Annotated in this window: 17 protein-coding genes; 7 read left to right on the top strand and 10 right to left on the bottom strand. The window is 61.2% G+C overall.

The window, feature by feature from the left end:
* Positions 1-145 precede the first annotated feature (145 nt).
* Entirely contained in the window at positions 146-874 is a 729-nt protein-coding gene (locus AC1DIJ_RS08790; RefSeq protein ID WP_112385825.1) for a Bax inhibitor-1/YccA family protein, read from the top strand.
* 149 nt (positions 875-1,023) lie between these two features.
* Here AC1DIJ_RS08790 and AC1DIJ_RS08785 read toward each other — a convergent pair whose 3' ends face one another.
* The gene (locus AC1DIJ_RS08785; protein WP_112444593.1) at positions 1,024-1,224 is read right to left on the bottom strand and encodes a hypothetical protein; all 201 of its coding nucleotides are present in this window, start codon (positions 1,222-1,224) and stop codon (positions 1,024-1,026) included.
* A 297-nt stretch (positions 1,225-1,521) separates the two neighbouring features.
* Here AC1DIJ_RS08785 and AC1DIJ_RS08780 point away from each other — a divergent pair, with 297 nt between their 5' ends.
* Positions 1,522-2,079 carry a GNAT family N-acetyltransferase gene (locus AC1DIJ_RS08780; RefSeq protein ID WP_112386057.1) on the top strand — a complete coding sequence of 186 codons (558 nt, stop codon included), beginning with the start codon at positions 1,522-1,524 and terminating at the stop codon, positions 2,077-2,079.
* A gap of 3 nt (positions 2,080-2,082) precedes the next feature.
* On the opposite strand, the gene AC1DIJ_RS08775 is transcribed toward AC1DIJ_RS08780, so the two are convergent.
* The 3 genes from AC1DIJ_RS08775 to acnA form a co-directional block, all read right to left on the bottom strand.
* Positions 2,083-2,484 (bottom strand): DUF2794 domain-containing protein, encoded by a 402-nt coding sequence (locus tag AC1DIJ_RS08775; protein ID WP_112385826.1) that lies wholly within the window; start codon positions 2,482-2,484, stop codon positions 2,083-2,085.
* Positions 2,485-2,760: 276 nt separating this feature from the next.
* Positions 2,761-3,501, bottom strand: coding sequence for a DUF1223 domain-containing protein (locus tag AC1DIJ_RS08770; RefSeq protein ID WP_112385827.1), 741 nt, complete (start codon positions 3,499-3,501; stop codon positions 2,761-2,763).
* A 219-nt stretch (positions 3,502-3,720) separates the two neighbouring features.
* The gene (gene acnA / locus AC1DIJ_RS08765) at positions 3,721-6,411 is read right to left on the bottom strand and encodes an aconitate hydratase AcnA (protein WP_112385828.1); all 2,691 of its coding nucleotides are present in this window, start codon (positions 6,409-6,411) and stop codon (positions 3,721-3,723) included.
* A gap of 261 nt (positions 6,412-6,672) precedes the next feature.
* On the opposite strand from acnA, the gene ccmA reads away from it, so the two are divergent.
* The 5 genes from ccmA to AC1DIJ_RS08740 all read left to right on the top strand — a co-directional run bounded on the left by ccmA (position 6,673) and on the right by AC1DIJ_RS08740 (position 9,787).
* On the top strand, positions 6,673-7,320 hold the full coding sequence (gene ccmA, locus AC1DIJ_RS08760) for a heme ABC exporter ATP-binding protein CcmA (protein ID WP_112385829.1): 648 nt from the start codon (positions 6,673-6,675) through the stop codon (positions 7,318-7,320).
* A 214-nt stretch (positions 7,321-7,534) separates the two neighbouring features.
* The gene (gene ccmB / locus AC1DIJ_RS08755) at positions 7,535-8,194 is read left to right on the top strand and encodes a heme exporter protein CcmB (protein ID WP_112385831.1); all 660 of its coding nucleotides are present in this window, start codon (positions 7,535-7,537) and stop codon (positions 8,192-8,194) included.
* A gap of 58 nt (positions 8,195-8,252) precedes the next feature.
* Positions 8,253-9,014, top strand: coding sequence for a heme ABC transporter permease (locus AC1DIJ_RS08750; protein WP_112385832.1), 762 nt, complete (start codon positions 8,253-8,255; stop codon positions 9,012-9,014).
* Between the two features lie 3 nt (positions 9,015-9,017).
* Positions 9,018-9,185, top strand: a complete 168-nt coding sequence (gene ccmD, locus AC1DIJ_RS08745) for a heme exporter protein CcmD (protein ID WP_112385833.1) — start codon at positions 9,018-9,020, stop codon at positions 9,183-9,185.
* A complete protein-coding gene (locus AC1DIJ_RS08740) occupies positions 9,182-9,787 on the top strand; it encodes a DsbE family thiol:disulfide interchange protein (protein ID WP_112385834.1) in 606 nt (201 codons plus the stop codon). The genes ccmD and AC1DIJ_RS08740 overlap by 4 nt, the downstream gene beginning before the upstream one ends.
* Here the strand turns inward: AC1DIJ_RS08740 and AC1DIJ_RS08735 are convergent.
* The 6 genes from AC1DIJ_RS08735 to AC1DIJ_RS08710 form a co-directional block, all read right to left on the bottom strand.
* Complete coding sequence (locus AC1DIJ_RS08735) at positions 9,784-10,371, bottom strand: DUF2585 domain-containing protein (protein WP_112385835.1); 588 nt, start codon at positions 10,369-10,371, stop codon at positions 9,784-9,786. The genes AC1DIJ_RS08740 and AC1DIJ_RS08735 overlap by 4 nt on opposite strands.
* On the bottom strand, positions 10,368-11,012 hold the full coding sequence (locus AC1DIJ_RS08730) for a septation protein A (protein ID WP_112385836.1): 645 nt from the start codon (positions 11,010-11,012) through the stop codon (positions 10,368-10,370). Before AC1DIJ_RS08730 ends, AC1DIJ_RS08735 begins: the two co-directional genes overlap by 4 nt.
* A gap of 65 nt (positions 11,013-11,077) precedes the next feature.
* Positions 11,078-12,667: a signal recognition particle-docking protein FtsY gene (gene ftsY / locus AC1DIJ_RS08725; RefSeq protein WP_112385837.1), complete on the bottom strand. Its 1,590-nt coding sequence runs from the start codon at positions 12,665-12,667 to the stop codon at positions 11,078-11,080.
* Between the two features lie 15 nt (positions 12,668-12,682).
* Positions 12,683-13,957: a tRNA (N(6)-L-threonylcarbamoyladenosine(37)-C(2))-methylthiotransferase MtaB gene (mtaB, locus tag AC1DIJ_RS08720; protein ID WP_112385838.1), complete on the bottom strand. Its 1,275-nt coding sequence runs from the start codon at positions 13,955-13,957 to the stop codon at positions 12,683-12,685.
* On the bottom strand, positions 13,954-14,859 hold the full coding sequence (gene dapF, locus AC1DIJ_RS08715) for a diaminopimelate epimerase (RefSeq protein ID WP_112385839.1): 906 nt from the start codon (positions 14,857-14,859) through the stop codon (positions 13,954-13,956). Before dapF ends, mtaB begins: the two co-directional genes overlap by 4 nt.
* 73 nt (positions 14,860-14,932) lie before the next feature.
* On the bottom strand, positions 14,933-15,940 hold the full coding sequence (locus tag AC1DIJ_RS08710; RefSeq protein ID WP_112386058.1) for an MBL fold metallo-hydrolase: 1,008 nt from the start codon (positions 15,938-15,940) through the stop codon (positions 14,933-14,935).
* Between the last annotated feature and the right edge of the window lie 108 nt (positions 15,941-16,048).

Here is a 16,048-nt window from a genome sequence, read left to right as displayed (position 1 = left end):
GATTTAACCCCGCCGCCGGTTGCAAGGGCCTTGTTTGCAAAGGGCGAAAGCCTCATATTGACCGCAGGCATGCTGGAGCTCCGCAGCGGCGCCCGGGTCGCGAAGCCCGACACCGTATTCACATCGGAGCTTGTAAGAGGAAACTATGGCTGACCTTCGTAACTACCAAAGCCGGACGCAGACTGGCGAGATGATCGACCAGGGGCTGCGCTCCTATATGCTCAAGGTCTACAACCTGATGGCGCTGGGTCTGGCGATCACGGGTGTAGCCGCATTTCTGTCATTCCAATTCGCCTTTGCCGACGGTCAGCTGACCGCCTTTGGCCAGGCCATCTATCTGAGCCCGCTGAAGTGGGTCGTCATCCTGGCTCCTCTGGCCATGGTGTTCTTCCTGAGCTTCCGGATCAACCGCATGAGCGTTTCGGCCGCGCAGACCACCTTCTGGATCTACGCCGCGCTGGTGGGTCTGTCGCTCTCGTCTCTGCTGCTGATCTACACCGGCCAGAGCGTGGTGCAGACATTCTTCATCACCGCCGCTTCGTTCGGCGCACTGTCGCTCTACGGTTATTCGACCAAGCGTGATCTCTCGGCCATGGGCTCGTTCCTGGTGATGGGTCTGTTCGGCCTGATCATCGCGTCGGTCGTTAACATCTTCCTGGGCTCGTCTGCCCTTCAGTTCGCGATCTCCGTGATCGGCGTCCTGATCTTCGCCGGCCTGACGGCCTACGATACGCAGCGGATCAAGGAAATGTACTACGAAGCCGATGGTGCCGAAGTCATGGGCCGCAAGGCGATCATGGGCGCGCTGACGCTTTACCTCGACTTCATCAACCTGTTCATGTTCCTTCTGCAGTTCATGGGTAACCGCAAGTAAGACGGAACTGTTGACGGCCAGACCGTCTGGTCGAACGCGAGACAACCGAGCCGCCTGCGACAGAGATGTTGCGGGCGGTTTTGTTTTTCGGAGTGTGGATTGAGCGCTGTGGTCATGCAGCTGGCAAATAACGGCCAGCCTTGCGCGTCTTAAAGCTTGCGTGCCGCCAGGCGCCGACGGTCGAGCGCAACATGGTCGGAGCCGCGCTTCGTCAGGCGGAATTGCCGCTTCTGGAACTCGCCGCGAATCTCGATAAAGCCCTTCTCCTCGGCTTCGTTCAAGGTCTTCAGGCTGGTGCCCTCAGGGGGAGACTGCCAATCAATGCCGACGGCGGCGTGCAGCAAAACCAGAATCTTGATAATGGCGTTTCTCCATGGCTGACGCACGCGGCCGATCTGCCGCCTGACGCAAAGGCCTGTTCCGCGAAGCTGTTCTCTAGAAGCTCTGGCGGGTTCGGTCAACTCGCCGGCCTTGGCCGCCACACGGCTGTCATCTCCGGCTTGCCGGAACAGAAGGCAGCGGAACAATCACGACGACGGCAGGCAAGTGCCCTGCATGGTCCCGATATCCTTATTCGCTTTTCCTGTTGCCAAATCGCGCGCCGGATGGTTTTCAGCCTGAACCACATTCCAGACATCGGCCGCCCAATGACCGTTCATCTCCGAGATATCGCAACCTCCGACCTCGATGCCATCACCGCGATTTACCGTGAGGCGGTGCTGTCAGGCGTCGCCAGCTACGAGATTGCCCCGCCGGCGCGCCAGGAGATGGCCACGCGGCTGGCTGCCATAACGGGCCAGGGCTACCCCTATCTCGCCGCCATCGACAAAGACGGTGTGCTGCTGGGCTATGCCTATGCATCGGCGTTCCGCACACGTCCGGCTTACAGGTGGATGGTCGAGGATTCGATTTATCTGGCGCCGGAGGCCCGGGGAAAGGGCGTCGGCAAGGCGCTGCTCGCGGAACTGATCGCCCGCTGCATCGCCCTCGGCTTCCGGCAGATGGTCGCCGTCATCGGTGGCGCCCATCCGGCATCGATCGCGCTGCATCGTTCATTGGGTTTCGAGGAAACCGGCCTGCTCAAGGGTACCGGCTACAAGCACGGCCGCTGGCTGGACACCATGCTCATGCAGCGGCAGCTGGGCGAGGGAAAGGATACCGATCCGGACCCGTCGGCCTATCCAGGCAGCCTCTACAAGGGCTGATCGCTATTTGTCGACGAGCTTCAGCACCTTGTCGAACACCTTCAGCACCTGCTGCAGCTCGTGGCCGCGCTTCAGGATCATGCCGTTGGTGTTGACGACGGAATAGGCGCCCTGCTTGTTGGCAAGCTTGGGGTCTTTCTCGATGGTGAAGAGCGGCATTTCGCCGGAGCGCTTGAAGACGGAGAACACCGCCTTGTCCTTCATGTGGTCGATGGCGTAGTCTTTCCACTCGCCCTCGCCGACCATGCGGCCGTAGATCCACAGGATCGCATCCAGCTCTCGCCGGTGAAAGGTCACCGGCAACGGATCCTTGTTCTGCTTGTATTCTTTAAGATCGACGACGACTGAGGAACTACTGTCGGCGGAACGGTGATCGCCATGCCGCAAATCCGGCTGATCTGTCATCAGTCTCTCAAGGCCTCTCGCTTATGACAGGAGAGTGACAGTTTGCCCGACCCGCCGCAAATTGCAAGTGCGGCCAGTCATCACATTAAGCATATGCTATGCAATCTCCGGAGCGCCGCAATTCAGTCAAAACAGCGCCTCATTTGCAGGGGAAATTCCGCTCACCGATTTGGCGCCAGCGCGCCAAAGGGCCCGGCTGAGCGTATCGACCTTAACCCCAGCCCCGAATACGATTAGCCGGGCCGCCCCGTTTTCCATCCTGAACGGATGAAACTTTCAGATATTTTTCCCGGCCATGACGACGGTTGCGCCCAGGATCGCGGCCGGATCACCGTCAGCCGTAGCAGCCTGTAACAGGATTGCACAGCCTTCGAGGTCGGCCTTTTGCAGAACCGTTGCAGGTAAAGTCAGGCTTGTTGCCTTTCCGTCCCACATTCCGACAGTTTCAATGTCGCTGACGCTGTTGATGTAGGAAATCTTCTGGCCGCTGTTTTCGCCCTTCTCAACGTCGATGGTCTTTTCCTTGTCGAAATAGACCATCACCACATTGGCTTTCCCCTGGCCGGCGCCAATCTTGATCTCAAGCTCATCGCCTCGCATCTGCGCATCGATAGGGACATTCAGCCCCTTGCCGTCGGTCGAGAAGCCGTCGATCTTTCCGTTGATCGCCGAGAGATCGGAACCAGTCATATGATCACGGCCGTTGACGACGACCTGCGGCGTGTAAACGTTGCTGCGGCCGAGCATGCGGGCATAGCCGTACTGACGCTCGGTGTTCTGCTTGGAACTCAGCGTGTCGGTCCAGCCGAGATAGTTCCAGTAATCGACATGATAGGCGAGCGCGATCACATTGCCCTGGCCAACGATCTTGCGAAATGCGGCATCGGCTGGCGGGCAGGATGAGCAACCCTGCGAGGTAAACAGTTCAACGACGCCCTTCGGCTTGCCGTCTTCGGCTTGAAGTGGCGCTGCGAGCACCAGACCGGCAATCAGCGAAATCAAAAAACGCGGCGACATTGCAACCTCTTTATCCAGGACATCGGGCGAACGAAGGCCGCGCGGCCTGATTGACGACCGTAGAGATAATCCTTCCGGTTCCAAACGGGAAGTAACGAAGGGGTGAGACATCCCCACCCGCCATCGCAGCCGGAACACATCGCCGTGAGCCCGTCCCCGCAAAGAAAAACCGCCGGAGATTGCTCCCCGGCGGCAATTATCGTGTGCTTGTCTTAAGAATTAAGCAGCGAGGTCGCGCAGAACCGTCTGCAGGATGCCGCCGTTGTTGAGGTAGATCACCTCATCGAGCGTATCGACGCGCGACAGCAGCGGGACGTCCTTCACCGAACCATCGCCATAGGTGATCTTGGCGATCTTCTTTTCGCGCGGCTTGATGTTCTCGAGACCTTCGATCGTGACGATTTCATCGCCCTTGAGGCCGAGGCTTGCCCAGGTCGTGCCTTCTTCGAAGACGAACGGGATGATGCCCATGCCGACCAGGTTTGAGCGGTGGATACGCTCGAAGGACTGGGCGATGACGGCCTTGACGCCGAGCAGGTTGGTGCCCTTCGCAGCCCAGTCACGCGACGAGCCGTTGCCGTATTCGACACCCGCGAAGATGACGAGCGGAACGCCATCGGCCTTGTACTGCATGGCCGCGTCGTAGATCGATTCCTCTTCCTTCGACGGGTAGTGGATGGTGTAGCCACCTTCCTTGCCGTTCGGGCCGAGCATGTGGTTGCGGATGCGGATGTTGGCGAAGGTGCCGCGCATCATGACTTCATGGTTGCCGCGGCGCGTGCCGTACTGGTTGAAGTCAGCAACGCTGACATTGTGCTCGATGAGGTAGGCACCGGCAGGAGACGCCGCCTTGATCGAACCGGCCGGGGAAATGTGGTCGGTGGTGATCTTGTCGCCGAAGAGACCGAGAACGCGCGCACCCTTGATGTCGGAAATGCCCGTGCCGGTCTTGCCCATACCGACGAAATACGGCGGGTTCTGAACGTAGGTCGAGTTGTCGTCCCAGGCATAGGTCTGGCCCGGAGGAACCTGAACGGCCTGCCAGTTGACGTCGCCCTTGAACACGTCGGCGTACTTTGTCTCGTAAAGTTCGCGGGTGACGTATTTCTGAATGAATTCCTGGATCTCGTGCGAGGTCGGCCAGATATCCTTCAGATAGACCGGGTTGCCGTTCTGGTCTTCACCGATCGGCTCCTTGGTCAGGTCCTTCTGGACCGTGCCGGCAAGCGCATAGGCGACGACGAGCGGCGGCGAAGCGAGGTAGTTCGCCTGAACGTCAGGAGAAATACGGCCTTCGAAGTTGCGGTTGCCCGACAGCACGCCCGAAACGATCAGACCCTTGTCGTTGATCGTCTTCGAGACCGGTGCCGGCAGCGGGCCGGAGTTGCCGATGCAGGTCGTGCAGCCGAAGCCGACGAGGTTGAAGCCGAGCTTGTCGAGATCAGCCTGCAGGCCCGACTTCGCCAGGTATTCGCCAACGACCTGCGATCCAGGTGCGAGCGAGGTCTTGACCCACGGCTTGGTCTTCAGCCCCTTGGCAACGGCGTTGCGGGCGAGAAGGCCGGCAGCGATCAGAACCGACGGGTTGGAGGTGTTGGTGCAGGAGGTGATCGCCGCAATGGCGACGTCGCCATGACCAAGATCGAAATCGGTGCCTTCGACCGGGTAGCGGTTCGAGAGCTGGCCCGGCTTCTTGTAGTCGGCGTCCATCGAACCGGCGAAACCGGCAGCGATGTTTTCGAGCGGGATGCGGCCTTCCGGACGCTTCGGGCCGGCCATGGCAGGCACGACGTCGCCGAGGTCGAGTTCGAGCGTATCGGTGAAGACGAGGTCGGAACCATCGCCATCGCGCCACATGCCCTGAGCCTTGGAATAGGCTTCGACGAGCGCGATACGCTCCTTGGTGCGGCCGGAAACGTTGAGATAGTTGATGGTTTCGCCGTCAACCGGGAAGAAGCCGCAGGTCGCGCCATATTCCGGACCCATGTTGCCGATCGTCGCGCGGTCGGCGAGCGGCATGTTGTCCATGCCCGGGCCGAAGAATTCGACGAACTTGGAAACGACGCCCTTCTTGCGCAGCATCTGCACGACCATCAGCACGAGGTCGGTCGCGGTAACGCCTTCCTTGAGCTTGCCGGTGAGTTTGAAGCCGATGACTTCAGGCAGGAGCATCGAGACCGGCTGGCCGAGCATGGCCGCTTCGGCTTCGATACCGCCAACGCCCCAGCCGAGAACGCCGAGACCGTTGATCATCGTCGTGTGGCTGTCGGTGCCGACGCAGGTATCCGGATAAGCGATTGTTTCGCCATCCTCTTCCTTCGTCCAGACGGTCTGGCCGAGATATTCGAGATTGACCTGGTGACAGATGCCGGTGCCCGGAGGAACGACGCGGAAATTCTTGAATGCCTGCTGGCCCCACTTCAGGAAGCGGTAGCGCTCGCCGTTGCGCTGGTATTCCAGCTCGACGTTCTTGGCAAAAGCCTGCGGCGTGCCGAATTCGTCAACGATGACGGAGTGGTCGATGACGAGATCGACGGGAACCAGCGGGTTGATCTTCTCGGGGTCGCCACCGAGCGACACCATCGCGTCGCGCATTGCCGCGAGGTCGACGACGGCGGGAACGCCGGTGAAGTCCTGCATCAGCACGCGCGCCGGGCGATAGGCGATTTCGTTTTCGACGGTGCCCTTGTTGTTCAGCCACTCGGCAACGCCGAGGATGTGCTCCTTGGTGACCGACTGGCCATCTTCGAAGCGCAGCAGGTTCTCCAGCAGAACCTTCATCGAATAGGGAAGCTTCGAAACGCCCGGAAGACCATTCGCCTCAGCCTTGGGAAGGCTGTAATAGACGTAGTCCTTACCATCGACAGTGAGGGTGGAGCGACAATTGAAGCTGTCAAGAGACTTAGACACGAGATACCCCGTTTCTGATAGCCAACACAGTCGTGCGAACGCCTATGCACTTAATGCACATCAGGATGCGGGTACGGCCATTTCCGCTGTCCGCACGTGGAAAGAATATTCCATGTTCGGCGCAAGGATGAAGTTCACGCCGACCGCTGGCGTGGTTGCGGGTCTTATAGATAATTTCTAAGAAGGGTGCCAGATACTGCGTGGCCCATTTCGGACATTTTTTGCGTCGCGATGACTAAAATCTTAATCAACGGAAACGCCATGCATCTGACTGCCGAAAATCTCTCAGCACGCCGCGGCGAAGACCTGATTTTCAAGGATATCTCGTTCCGCATCGAAGCCGGCGAAGCACTGGTTTTGACAGGGAAAAATGGATCGGGAAAGTCCACTTTACTGCGTGTCGCGGCAGGACTTCTGCGGCCCGAAAACGGCACCGTCCGCTTCACTGATTCGCAGGGCTCTTCAGAACATCGCGCCAGCGAAATCAGCCACTATCTCGGCCACCGCAACGCGATGAAAAGCGAGCTCACGGTCGCCGAAAATTTGACCTTCTGGCAGGACTTTCTCGGTAACGCTTCCGGTGGCGAAGGACTGCCGATCATGGAGGCCGCGGAAGCCGTCGGCCTTCCCGGCATTACCCATCTCCCCTTCGGCTATCTCTCCGCCGGCCAGCAACGCCGCTTCGCCTTCGCCAAACTGCTGGTCGCCTACCGCCCGGTGTGGATCCTGGACGAACCGACTGCAGCACTCGATGCGAGTGCGGACAGGATGTTTGCGGCGCTGATTGCAGCGCATCAGGAGAAGGGCGGAATCGTGCTGGCCGCGACGCATCAGCCGCTTGGGCTGGAGAATGCTAGGGAATTGCAGATGACGGGGTTTGCGGGTGTGGAGCAGGGGGTGTGGGGATGAGGAATACAGTCAGCCCCGGCGCCAGCATTACCCCCCTCTGCCCTGCCGGGCATCTCCCCCTCAAGGGTGGAGATCGACCTGTTGCGGCGGCCCAACAAAATAGTGACAAGAGAGCGAGCGGTCGCGCCCAGCCAATCTCCCCCCTTGAGGGGGAGATGTCCGCCAGGACAGAGGGGGGTACTCCACGCTCAACCGGCAACGAGAACCACCTCAAATGACCGCCCTCTTCCTCCGCGACCTGAAGCTCTCGATCCGCGCCGGCGGCGGTGCGCTCATCGGCGTCTTGTTCTTCCTGACCGTCGTCGCCGTCATCCCCTTCGGCGTTGGCCCCGATCTCAACCTGCTTTCGCGCATCGGCCCGGCCATTGTCTGGATCGGCGCACTGCTATCGGCCCTTCTCGGCCTCGACCGCCTGTTCCAGGCCGAGCGCGACGACGGATCGCTGGATCTTCTGCTGATGCAGGAAACGCCGTTAGTGCTCACCGTTCTCGTCAAATGCCTCGCCCACTGGACCGCCACCAGCCTGCCGCTGGTCATCGCCTCGCCGCTGCTCGGCCTCTTCATGAACATGAACGAGACAGCGATCGGCGCCACGATGCTGACGCTGCTGGTCGGCTCGCCCGCCATCACCTTCATCGGTGCTGTCGGCGCAGCCGTCGCGGTTGCCCTGCCACGCGGCGGTCTGCTGGTCTCGATCCTCGTGTTGCCGCTCGCCATTCCAGTGCTGATCTTCGGCGTCAGCGCCAGCTATGCGGCCGTCGAGGATCCGGCACCCTTCCTGCCGCCCTTCCTTATTCTCATCGCATTGACGCTGTTCTTTGCGGTCATCGGCCCGGCAGCGGCAGCGCTGGCACTCAGAAACACGTCGGATTGATCATGGCGTTGACCGGCATCAATTGCGGGAAGAACCCGTTCAAGGTAAAGAACCGCTCATGAGCGAAACAAGCCTTGCCATCAGCAAATTCAGCGACCTCGCGAACCCGACGCGGTTCCTGGCGCTGGCACAACGCGTCATTCCCTGGATGGCTGGCATCACGGCTCTCTGTCTGGCCGTGGGGCTGTATCTCAGCTTCGCGACCGAGGGCGACTACCAGCAGGGCGAAACCGTCCGCATCATGTATATCCATGTGCCCTCGGCCTGGCTGGCGATGATGTGCTACACGGTCATGAGCATCTCGGCGATCGGCACGCTCGTCTGGCGCCACCCGCTGGCCGACGTCGCTGCGAAATCCGCAGCACCACTCGGCGCCGCCTTCACCCTGCTCGCGCTCGTCACCGGCTCGCTCTGGGGAAAGCCGATGTGGGGAACCTGGTGGGTATGGGACGCACGCCTGACCTCTGTCTTCGTGCTCTTCCTCATGTATCTCGGCCTGATCGCGTTGAACCGCGCGATCGACGATCCCTCGAAGGCCGCCCGTGTCGTCGCGGTGCTGATCCTCGTCGGCTTCGTCAACATCCCGATCATCAAGTTCTCGGTCGAATGGTGGAACACGCTGCACCAGCCGGCAAGCGTCATGCGACTCGACGGCCCGGCGATCGATCCGGAATTCCTGCGCCCGCTCTTCGTCATGGCCATTGGATTCACGCTGCTGTTCTTCACGCTGCACATCATGGCGATGCGCAACGAGATCTGGCGCCGCCGTGTCACCGCCCAGCGCCGCCTTGCGGCCCGTCTGGCAAGCCGCGAGGACTGATCGATGTCTCACGCTTTCTATGTCTATAGCGCCTATGGGTTTGCTGCCGTGATCACCATAGCCGTCACGCTCTGGATCTGGGCCGATGGCCGCGCACGCCAGAAGGAACTCGCCGCTCTGGAGGCATCCGGCATCCGCCGCCGCTCGGCACGGCCGAAGGGCAGCGAATGAGCGCGCCCGAAACCCAGCCAGCAGCCCGCCGCGGCCTCAGCCGCTATGCCGTGGCATTGATCCCACTTGTGGTCTTCGGCGGCATCGCCGCCACCGCCGGAAAAATGCTCTACGACCAGGATTTCCACGGCAAGGACATTTCCGAAATCCCCTCGGCGCTGCTCGGCACCAAGGCACCATCGCTGAACCTCGCCCCGCTTGAAGGCTCGAACCTTCCGGCGCTCACCGATGCGGCCGTGAAGGGCAAGCTGACGCTCGTCAACGTCTTCGCCTCCTGGTGCATCCCCTGCCGCCAGGAGCATCCGATCCTGAAGCAGCTGGCCGCCGACGGCAGGCTGAACATTGTCGCCATCAACTACAAGGACAAGAGCGCGAACGCGCTCCAGTTCCTGGGCGAACTCGGCAACCCCTTCAACGCCATCGGCGTCGATCCGAACGGCAAGGCAGCGATCGACTGGGGTGTCTATGGCGTCCCGGAAAGCTATCTCGTCGGCCCCGACGGCACGATCCTCTATAAGCGCGTCGGCCCCTTCGATGAGATCAGCATGAAGGAAGGACTGTTTCCGGCGATGGAGAAGGTGCTGGGAAAACCGGCGTCCTAAGCCGCACTCTGCCAGGCCTTCACGGCCTCGATCGGCCAGACCAGCATCAAGACATTGAGCGTCAGGTTGTCCCGGATCATGTAGCCGGTAAAAATCTCGAAGAAGATGGCGATCGCCACCGTCAGGGCAACCGGCGCACGCGCGGCGAAGAAGAAACCGACGACCATGAAGACCGCGTCCATCGCCGAATTCAGAATGCTGTCGCCGTAATAATCGAGCGAGATCGTCGCGGCCCGATAGCGGTCGATGATGATCGGCGAATTCTCGAGCAGTTCCCAGCTGGATTCGATCACCAGCGCCAGCAGCAGTTTCGCGCCGATGGGCTTGTTGCGCAGCACGAGATGCGCCAGCCCGTAGAACAGGAAGCCGTGGATGATATGCGACGGCGTGTACCAGTCGGACAGATGCTGGGAATTGCCACTAGAATTGACGGTGCCTTCCCAGAGCTTGACGTAGCCGCAGGTGCAGATCGGCGTGCGGCCCATGAAATATTCGGCCACAATCTGCGCCAGAAGCACGCCAATGCAAGCGATGAACCAGAAGTTTTGATGTTTCGTCCGCTCAGCCGTGCCGTCGAAGCTCACTTGTCGGTTTCTCCGGCAGGCTGCACCGTGTGTCTCAGGATCAGCGGCATCTGCGCCATGGTGAAGATGATGGTAACAGGCATCGTGCCCCAGACCTTGAAGGCGATCCAGAAGTCATCGGAGAAATTCCGCCATACGACTTCATTGAGCACGGCCAGAAACAGGAAGAAGATGCCCCACCGCAGCGTCAGCTTGCGCCATCCCTCAGCATCGAGCTGAAAGGCGGCGTTGAAGACATAGCCGAGCAAGGACTTGCCGAAGGCAAGGCCGCCCAAGAGCGCCACACCAAACAGCGCATTGACGATCGTCGGCTTCATCTTGATGAAGGTTTCGTTCTGCAGATAGATCGACAGCGAGCCGAAGATCAGCACGACGATACCCGAGACGAAGGGCATGATCGGCAGATGGCCCAGGATGATCTTCGAGGCAACCAGCGAAATGACGGTCGCGGCCATGAACAGGCCGGTGGCGACGAACAGTGGACCGCCAAGCTCGCTCAGAGCCGGAAACCGGTCGACCAGCCACTGGCCGCGGAGATTGGCGAAGAAGAAGATCAGCAGCGGCCCGAGCTCGAGCGCCAGCTTCAGCATCGGGTGATGCCGGTCGGCGGAAGAGGGCGTGATATCGCTTTCGGTGGTCATGCGTGCGTCGAACCTATTCGTTTGTCAGGCGCGGCATGCGCGCCCTTCTCGTCATATCTGTGGCATCATTGCCCGAGACCGGCAATGGCATGGGCAAAATCCTCGGCCTCGAACGGCTCCAGATCGTCCACACCCTCGCCGACGCCGATGAAATAGACCGGCAGCTTGTGCTTGGCGGAGATCGCCACGAGGATACCGCCGCGCGCCGTGCCGTCGAGCTTGGTCATGATCAACCCGTTAACGCCCGCCACATTGCGGAAGATTTCCACCTGGTTGAGCGCGTTCTGCCCGGTCGTCGCGTCCAGCGTCTGCAGAACGGTGTGCGGCGCATCGGGATCGAGCTTGCCGAGCACACGCACGATCTTTTCCAGTTCGGCCATGAGTTCCGCCTTGTTCTGAAGGCGTCCTGCGGTATCGATGATCAGCACGTCGCATTTCTTTGCCTTGGCCTGCTCGAAGGCATCATAGGCAAGCCCAGCGGCATCGGCGCCAAGCTTGGTGCCGATAAATTCGGATTTCGTGCGATCGGCCCAGATCTTCAGCTGCTCGATCGCCGCAGCGCGGAACGTATCGCCGGCGGCAACCATCACCTTCAGCCCAGCGCCTGAGAGCTTGGCGGCCAGCTTGCCGATGGTCGTCGTCTTGCCGGTGCCATTGACACCGACGACGAGGATGACATGCGGCTTGTGGCTGAGATCGAGCTGCAGCGGCTTGGCGACCGGCTTCAGCACCTTGGCAATCTCGCTCGCCATGATGCGGCTGACGTCTTCGCCTGTTACATCCTTGCCGTAGCGCTCGGACGCCAGCGTATCGGTGACGCGCATCGCCGTCTCGACGCCGAGATCGGCCTGGATCAGCAGGTCTTCGAGGTCCTGCAGGGTCTCGTCATCGAGCTTGCGCTTGGTGAAGAGCGCGGCGATCTGGCCGGTGAGCTGCGAGGAGGTGCGGGCGAGACCGGCTCGCAGGCGCTGGAACCAGGTGAGCTTCGGTTGCGGGACGAGTGGTTCGGATTCGGAGGCGACAGCGCCGGTGGCGAAGCCCTTGGGAAGGATGAGCGGCTCGGATGCCTCGGTTGTCGTAGGTGACGATTCTTCGAGGTTGGCGGGAGCGATACCCCCCTCTGCCCTGCCGGGCATCTCCCCCTCAAGGGGGGAGATCGGCTGGGGGCGCTCGCTCGCTTCTGGAGCTATTTCGTCCTCAGCGGAAGCCGCTGCAGTTTCTGCCTGGACTTCAACAGGCTCTTCGTCCGCCATTACTGAATCAGCAGCCGCCTCAAGCTCGACCTGATCTCCCCCCTTGAGGGGGAGATGTCCCGGAGGGACAGAGGGGGGTGTATCCGCAGGTATTGCGCTTTGGTCTTCAGTTCCGGCCTCAGCTTCCGCCTGTAGCAGCGACAACGGCACGACACCGATGTCACCCAGCTGCTCGGCATCCGGCAGGATCGCCGGCTCTTCCTCCGCTGGCGCGACCGGTTCGGCCTCGGCAACACCGGCAACCGGCCCACCGGCGGTATCCACCTCTTCTGGCAGAACCGGATCGGCAGCAACCGGCAGCTCGTCCTTCACCGGCTCGATCGCGGGCACAGCCTCCTCTGGCTTTGCCTCCTCGAGCGGCTTGCCGAAGGTGAAGACCTTTTTGATGAAACTGAACGCCATTTGAATTCCGTAAACTCAGGCGGCTTCCGCCGCCGTCAATTGCATGTCGAGGTGCTTGCCGTTGTGGCCGGTGATCTCGGCCTGCAGTAGGGAGCGCGGGCGAAGGCCGGGAGCGGCGGCAAGCGTGAAATTTTCCGTATGTGCCAGACCGTTGTTTTCCACCAGCAGCCACTGCCGCGTTCCGACCATCCTGTCCAGATGGGAGCGATGCAGCGCCTGTCCAGTGGTGCGCAGCCGCGCGGCGCGGTCCTTGATCAGCGAACGATCAAGCTGCGGCATGCGGGCGGCGGGCGTTCCGGGACGCGGGCTGTAAGGGAAAACGTGTAGATGCGCGATATCAGCCTCTTCCGCGAGGCTGGTGGCATTGGCGAACATCTCCTCGGTTTCAGTCGGGAAACCGGCAATCATATCCGCACCGAAAGCCATGTCCGGGCGCAGGCGCCGCACCTGAGCGACAAAATCGAGCGCATCGGCGCGGCCATGCCGCCGCTTCATGCGCTTCAGGATCATGTCGTCACCATGCTGCAGCGACAGATGCAGATGCGGCATGAAGCGCGGTTCATCGGCGATAAGGTCGAAGAGGTGATTGTCAGCCTCGATGCTGTCGATCGACGACAGCCTGAGACGGCGGATTTCGGGGATCTGCTTCAACAGCGTCTTGGCCAGCATTCCAAGCGTCGGCTGGCCCGGCAGATCGGCGCCATAGCTGGTGGCATCGACACCCGTCAGAACGATTTCGCTGTACCCGCCCTCGACCAGATTGCGAGCCTGATCGACGACAGCCCCCATCGGCACAGAACGCGAATTGCCGCGCCCGTAAGGAATGATGCAGAAGGTACAGCGGTGATCGCAGCCATTCTGCACCTGGATGAAGGCGCGCACATGCCCGTCGATATGCTTGACCATCTGCGGCGCCGTCGCCTTGACGCTCATGATGTCGTTGACGCGCAGCTTCTCTTCCGCCGAGACGCCGAAATCCGGCAGCGCGCGGTAGGAGGCGCTCTTCAGCTTATCTTCATTGCCAAGGACAGCATCGACCTCGGCCATTTCGGCAAAGACCTGCTTTTCGGTCTGCGCCGCGCAGCCGGTCACGATGATGCGAGCATGCGGATTATCGCGCCGCGCACGGCGGATCGCCTGGCGGGCCTGACGCACGGCCTCACCGGTGACGGCGCAGGTATTGACGAGGATGGCATTGTTGAGTCCGGCCTTCTCGGCCTCCGCCCGCATCACTTCGGATTCGTAGGTATTGAGACGGCAGCCGAAGGTGATGACCTCGACGCCGCTCACCGCGCCTCGGCTCCCTGCTCCGCGTCGCGCGCCCAGCTGCCTGTCTTGGGATCGACCATGCCCGACCATTCCCATTCGGCCGGGCCGGTCATGATGACGTGATCGTCGCGCTCGCGCCACTCGATCGAGAGCGAACCCGCATTCGGGCTGCTCGCAACCTTGATCGTGACATCGCGGCCGGTGCGGCCGGTGCGGGCGGCGGAGACGGCAGTGGCGCAGGCCGCCGAACCGCAGGCAAGCGTCAGGCCGGCGCCGCGTTCCCACGTCCGCGTGGTGATCGAAGACGGCGAGGTAACCTCAGCCAGGGTGATATTCGCCTTTTCGGGGAACATCGGGTGGTTTTCGAGCAGCGGCCCGAAACGGCCGAGATCGAAGGACATCACGTCCCTGTCGACCCAGAAGATCGCATGCGGATTACCCATCGAGGCAACCGACGGCGAATGCAGCACCGGGTTGTCGATCGGCCCGATTTGCAGTTCGATCCGGCTCGTATCGTAGAATTCTTCTGCAAGCGGGATCTTGTCCCACTCGAAAACGGGCTTGCCCATATCGACCGAAATCGTCCCATCCGCCTGCTCGACGGCATTGAGGATCCCGGCGACGGTCTGGAAGGTGAAGGCCTTCTTGCCGGTCTCGGCGGCCAAAGCCTGCACGACGCAGCGCGTGCCGTTGCCGCAGGCCTGTGCCTTCGAGCCGTCGGAATTCAGGATATCGATCCAGGCATCCGTACCCTGGGCCTTCGGATCATGGATCGCCATGATCTGATCGAACTGCGTCGCAGGATCGGCGTTCAGCGCAATCGCCGCAGCGGGCGTCACGGCATCCGGACGACCGCGCATATCGACAACCAGAATCTTGTTGCCAAGCCCGTTCATCTTCGCGAATTCGACCGTTGTGCTCATTGCTGCTGCTTCCATTGCTTTCGGCCTGTATATGGCGGAAATGCGCGGGAATTACCAGTAGGCCGCCGATAGCTCAAGCCTTGGGAACGTCGAACACTTCCCCTGCCCTCAGCGGCCGGAAACGGCAAGGCGCGATGTCGCGCGCCGCAAGCGCAGTCTCCAACGCCTTGACTGGCGCATCGATTGCATCGTTCGTCAGCTGAAAGGTCGCGAAGTGGTGCCCTGCCACATAGGCGGCATTGGCGAGCTCCATGCCCTCCACCGCCTCTTCCGGGTTTTGATGCTGCCCCTTCATGAACCAGCGCGGCTCGTAAGCGCCGAACGGCAGGATGGCGAGCCGGAAGCCACCATGTTTCTCGCGGACGGCGCGGTAGTTGATGCCATCGTGAAAGCCGGTATCGCCGACATGGTAGATCTTCCCTGCCGGCGTCGAGATGACGAAGGCTGCCCAGAGCGCCATGCGCCGGTCGCGCGTGCCGCGCGCCGACCAGTGATGGCAGGGCTCGGCATCGATGGTAACGCCATCCCGATAAGAAAGCCGGTCGCCCCAATCCATATCGGAAATCTTCGCCTCGGGAATGGCACGGCGAATGATCGTATCGTTTCCGAGCGGCGTCACGAAATGCGGGCCGTGCACCTCGAAGAGCCTCTTCAACGTCCTGACATCGAGATGATCATAGTGATTGTGCGAGACGAGCACGATATCGATCGGCGGCAGATCCTCGAAGCGGATGCCCGGCGGTGAGACCCGTCGCGGGCCGGCAAAGGAGAAGGGGCTGGCGCGATCCGACCAGACAGGATCGGTCAATATATTCAGCCCGGCAACCTGGATCAGCATCGTCGCATGGCCAACCATGGTCACCCGCAAATCCTCGCCGCTGAAGCGTGCTGCGGGCTTGGCGGGCGGAAACGGGCTTTGCACCGCCTTCGGCCAGCGAAAACGCCCGCCGCCGAACTGCCAGCGCATCAACTCGCGAAAACCGAGCGGCTCGACCCCACCAGGGTTGAAGAAATGGACGCCGTCGAAATGGTCCGAGACCGGCCCCTGGTAATAGGAATTGCGCATCTTGGCATCGGGCATGAACGGATGGACTCTCGTGTTCGGGAGGATGCATTTGGGAAGGCACAGGCAGTTTGAGAAGGACCCGAAGCGCGAATTTGCCTGCTCTGGCTTGACTTTCCGGCCGCT

This window comes from Rhizobium sp. 10N427 (assembly GCF_056394605.1).
The sequence above is the reverse complement of the archived record's forward strand: the minus strand, read 5'-3'. Positions and strand labels throughout refer to the sequence as shown.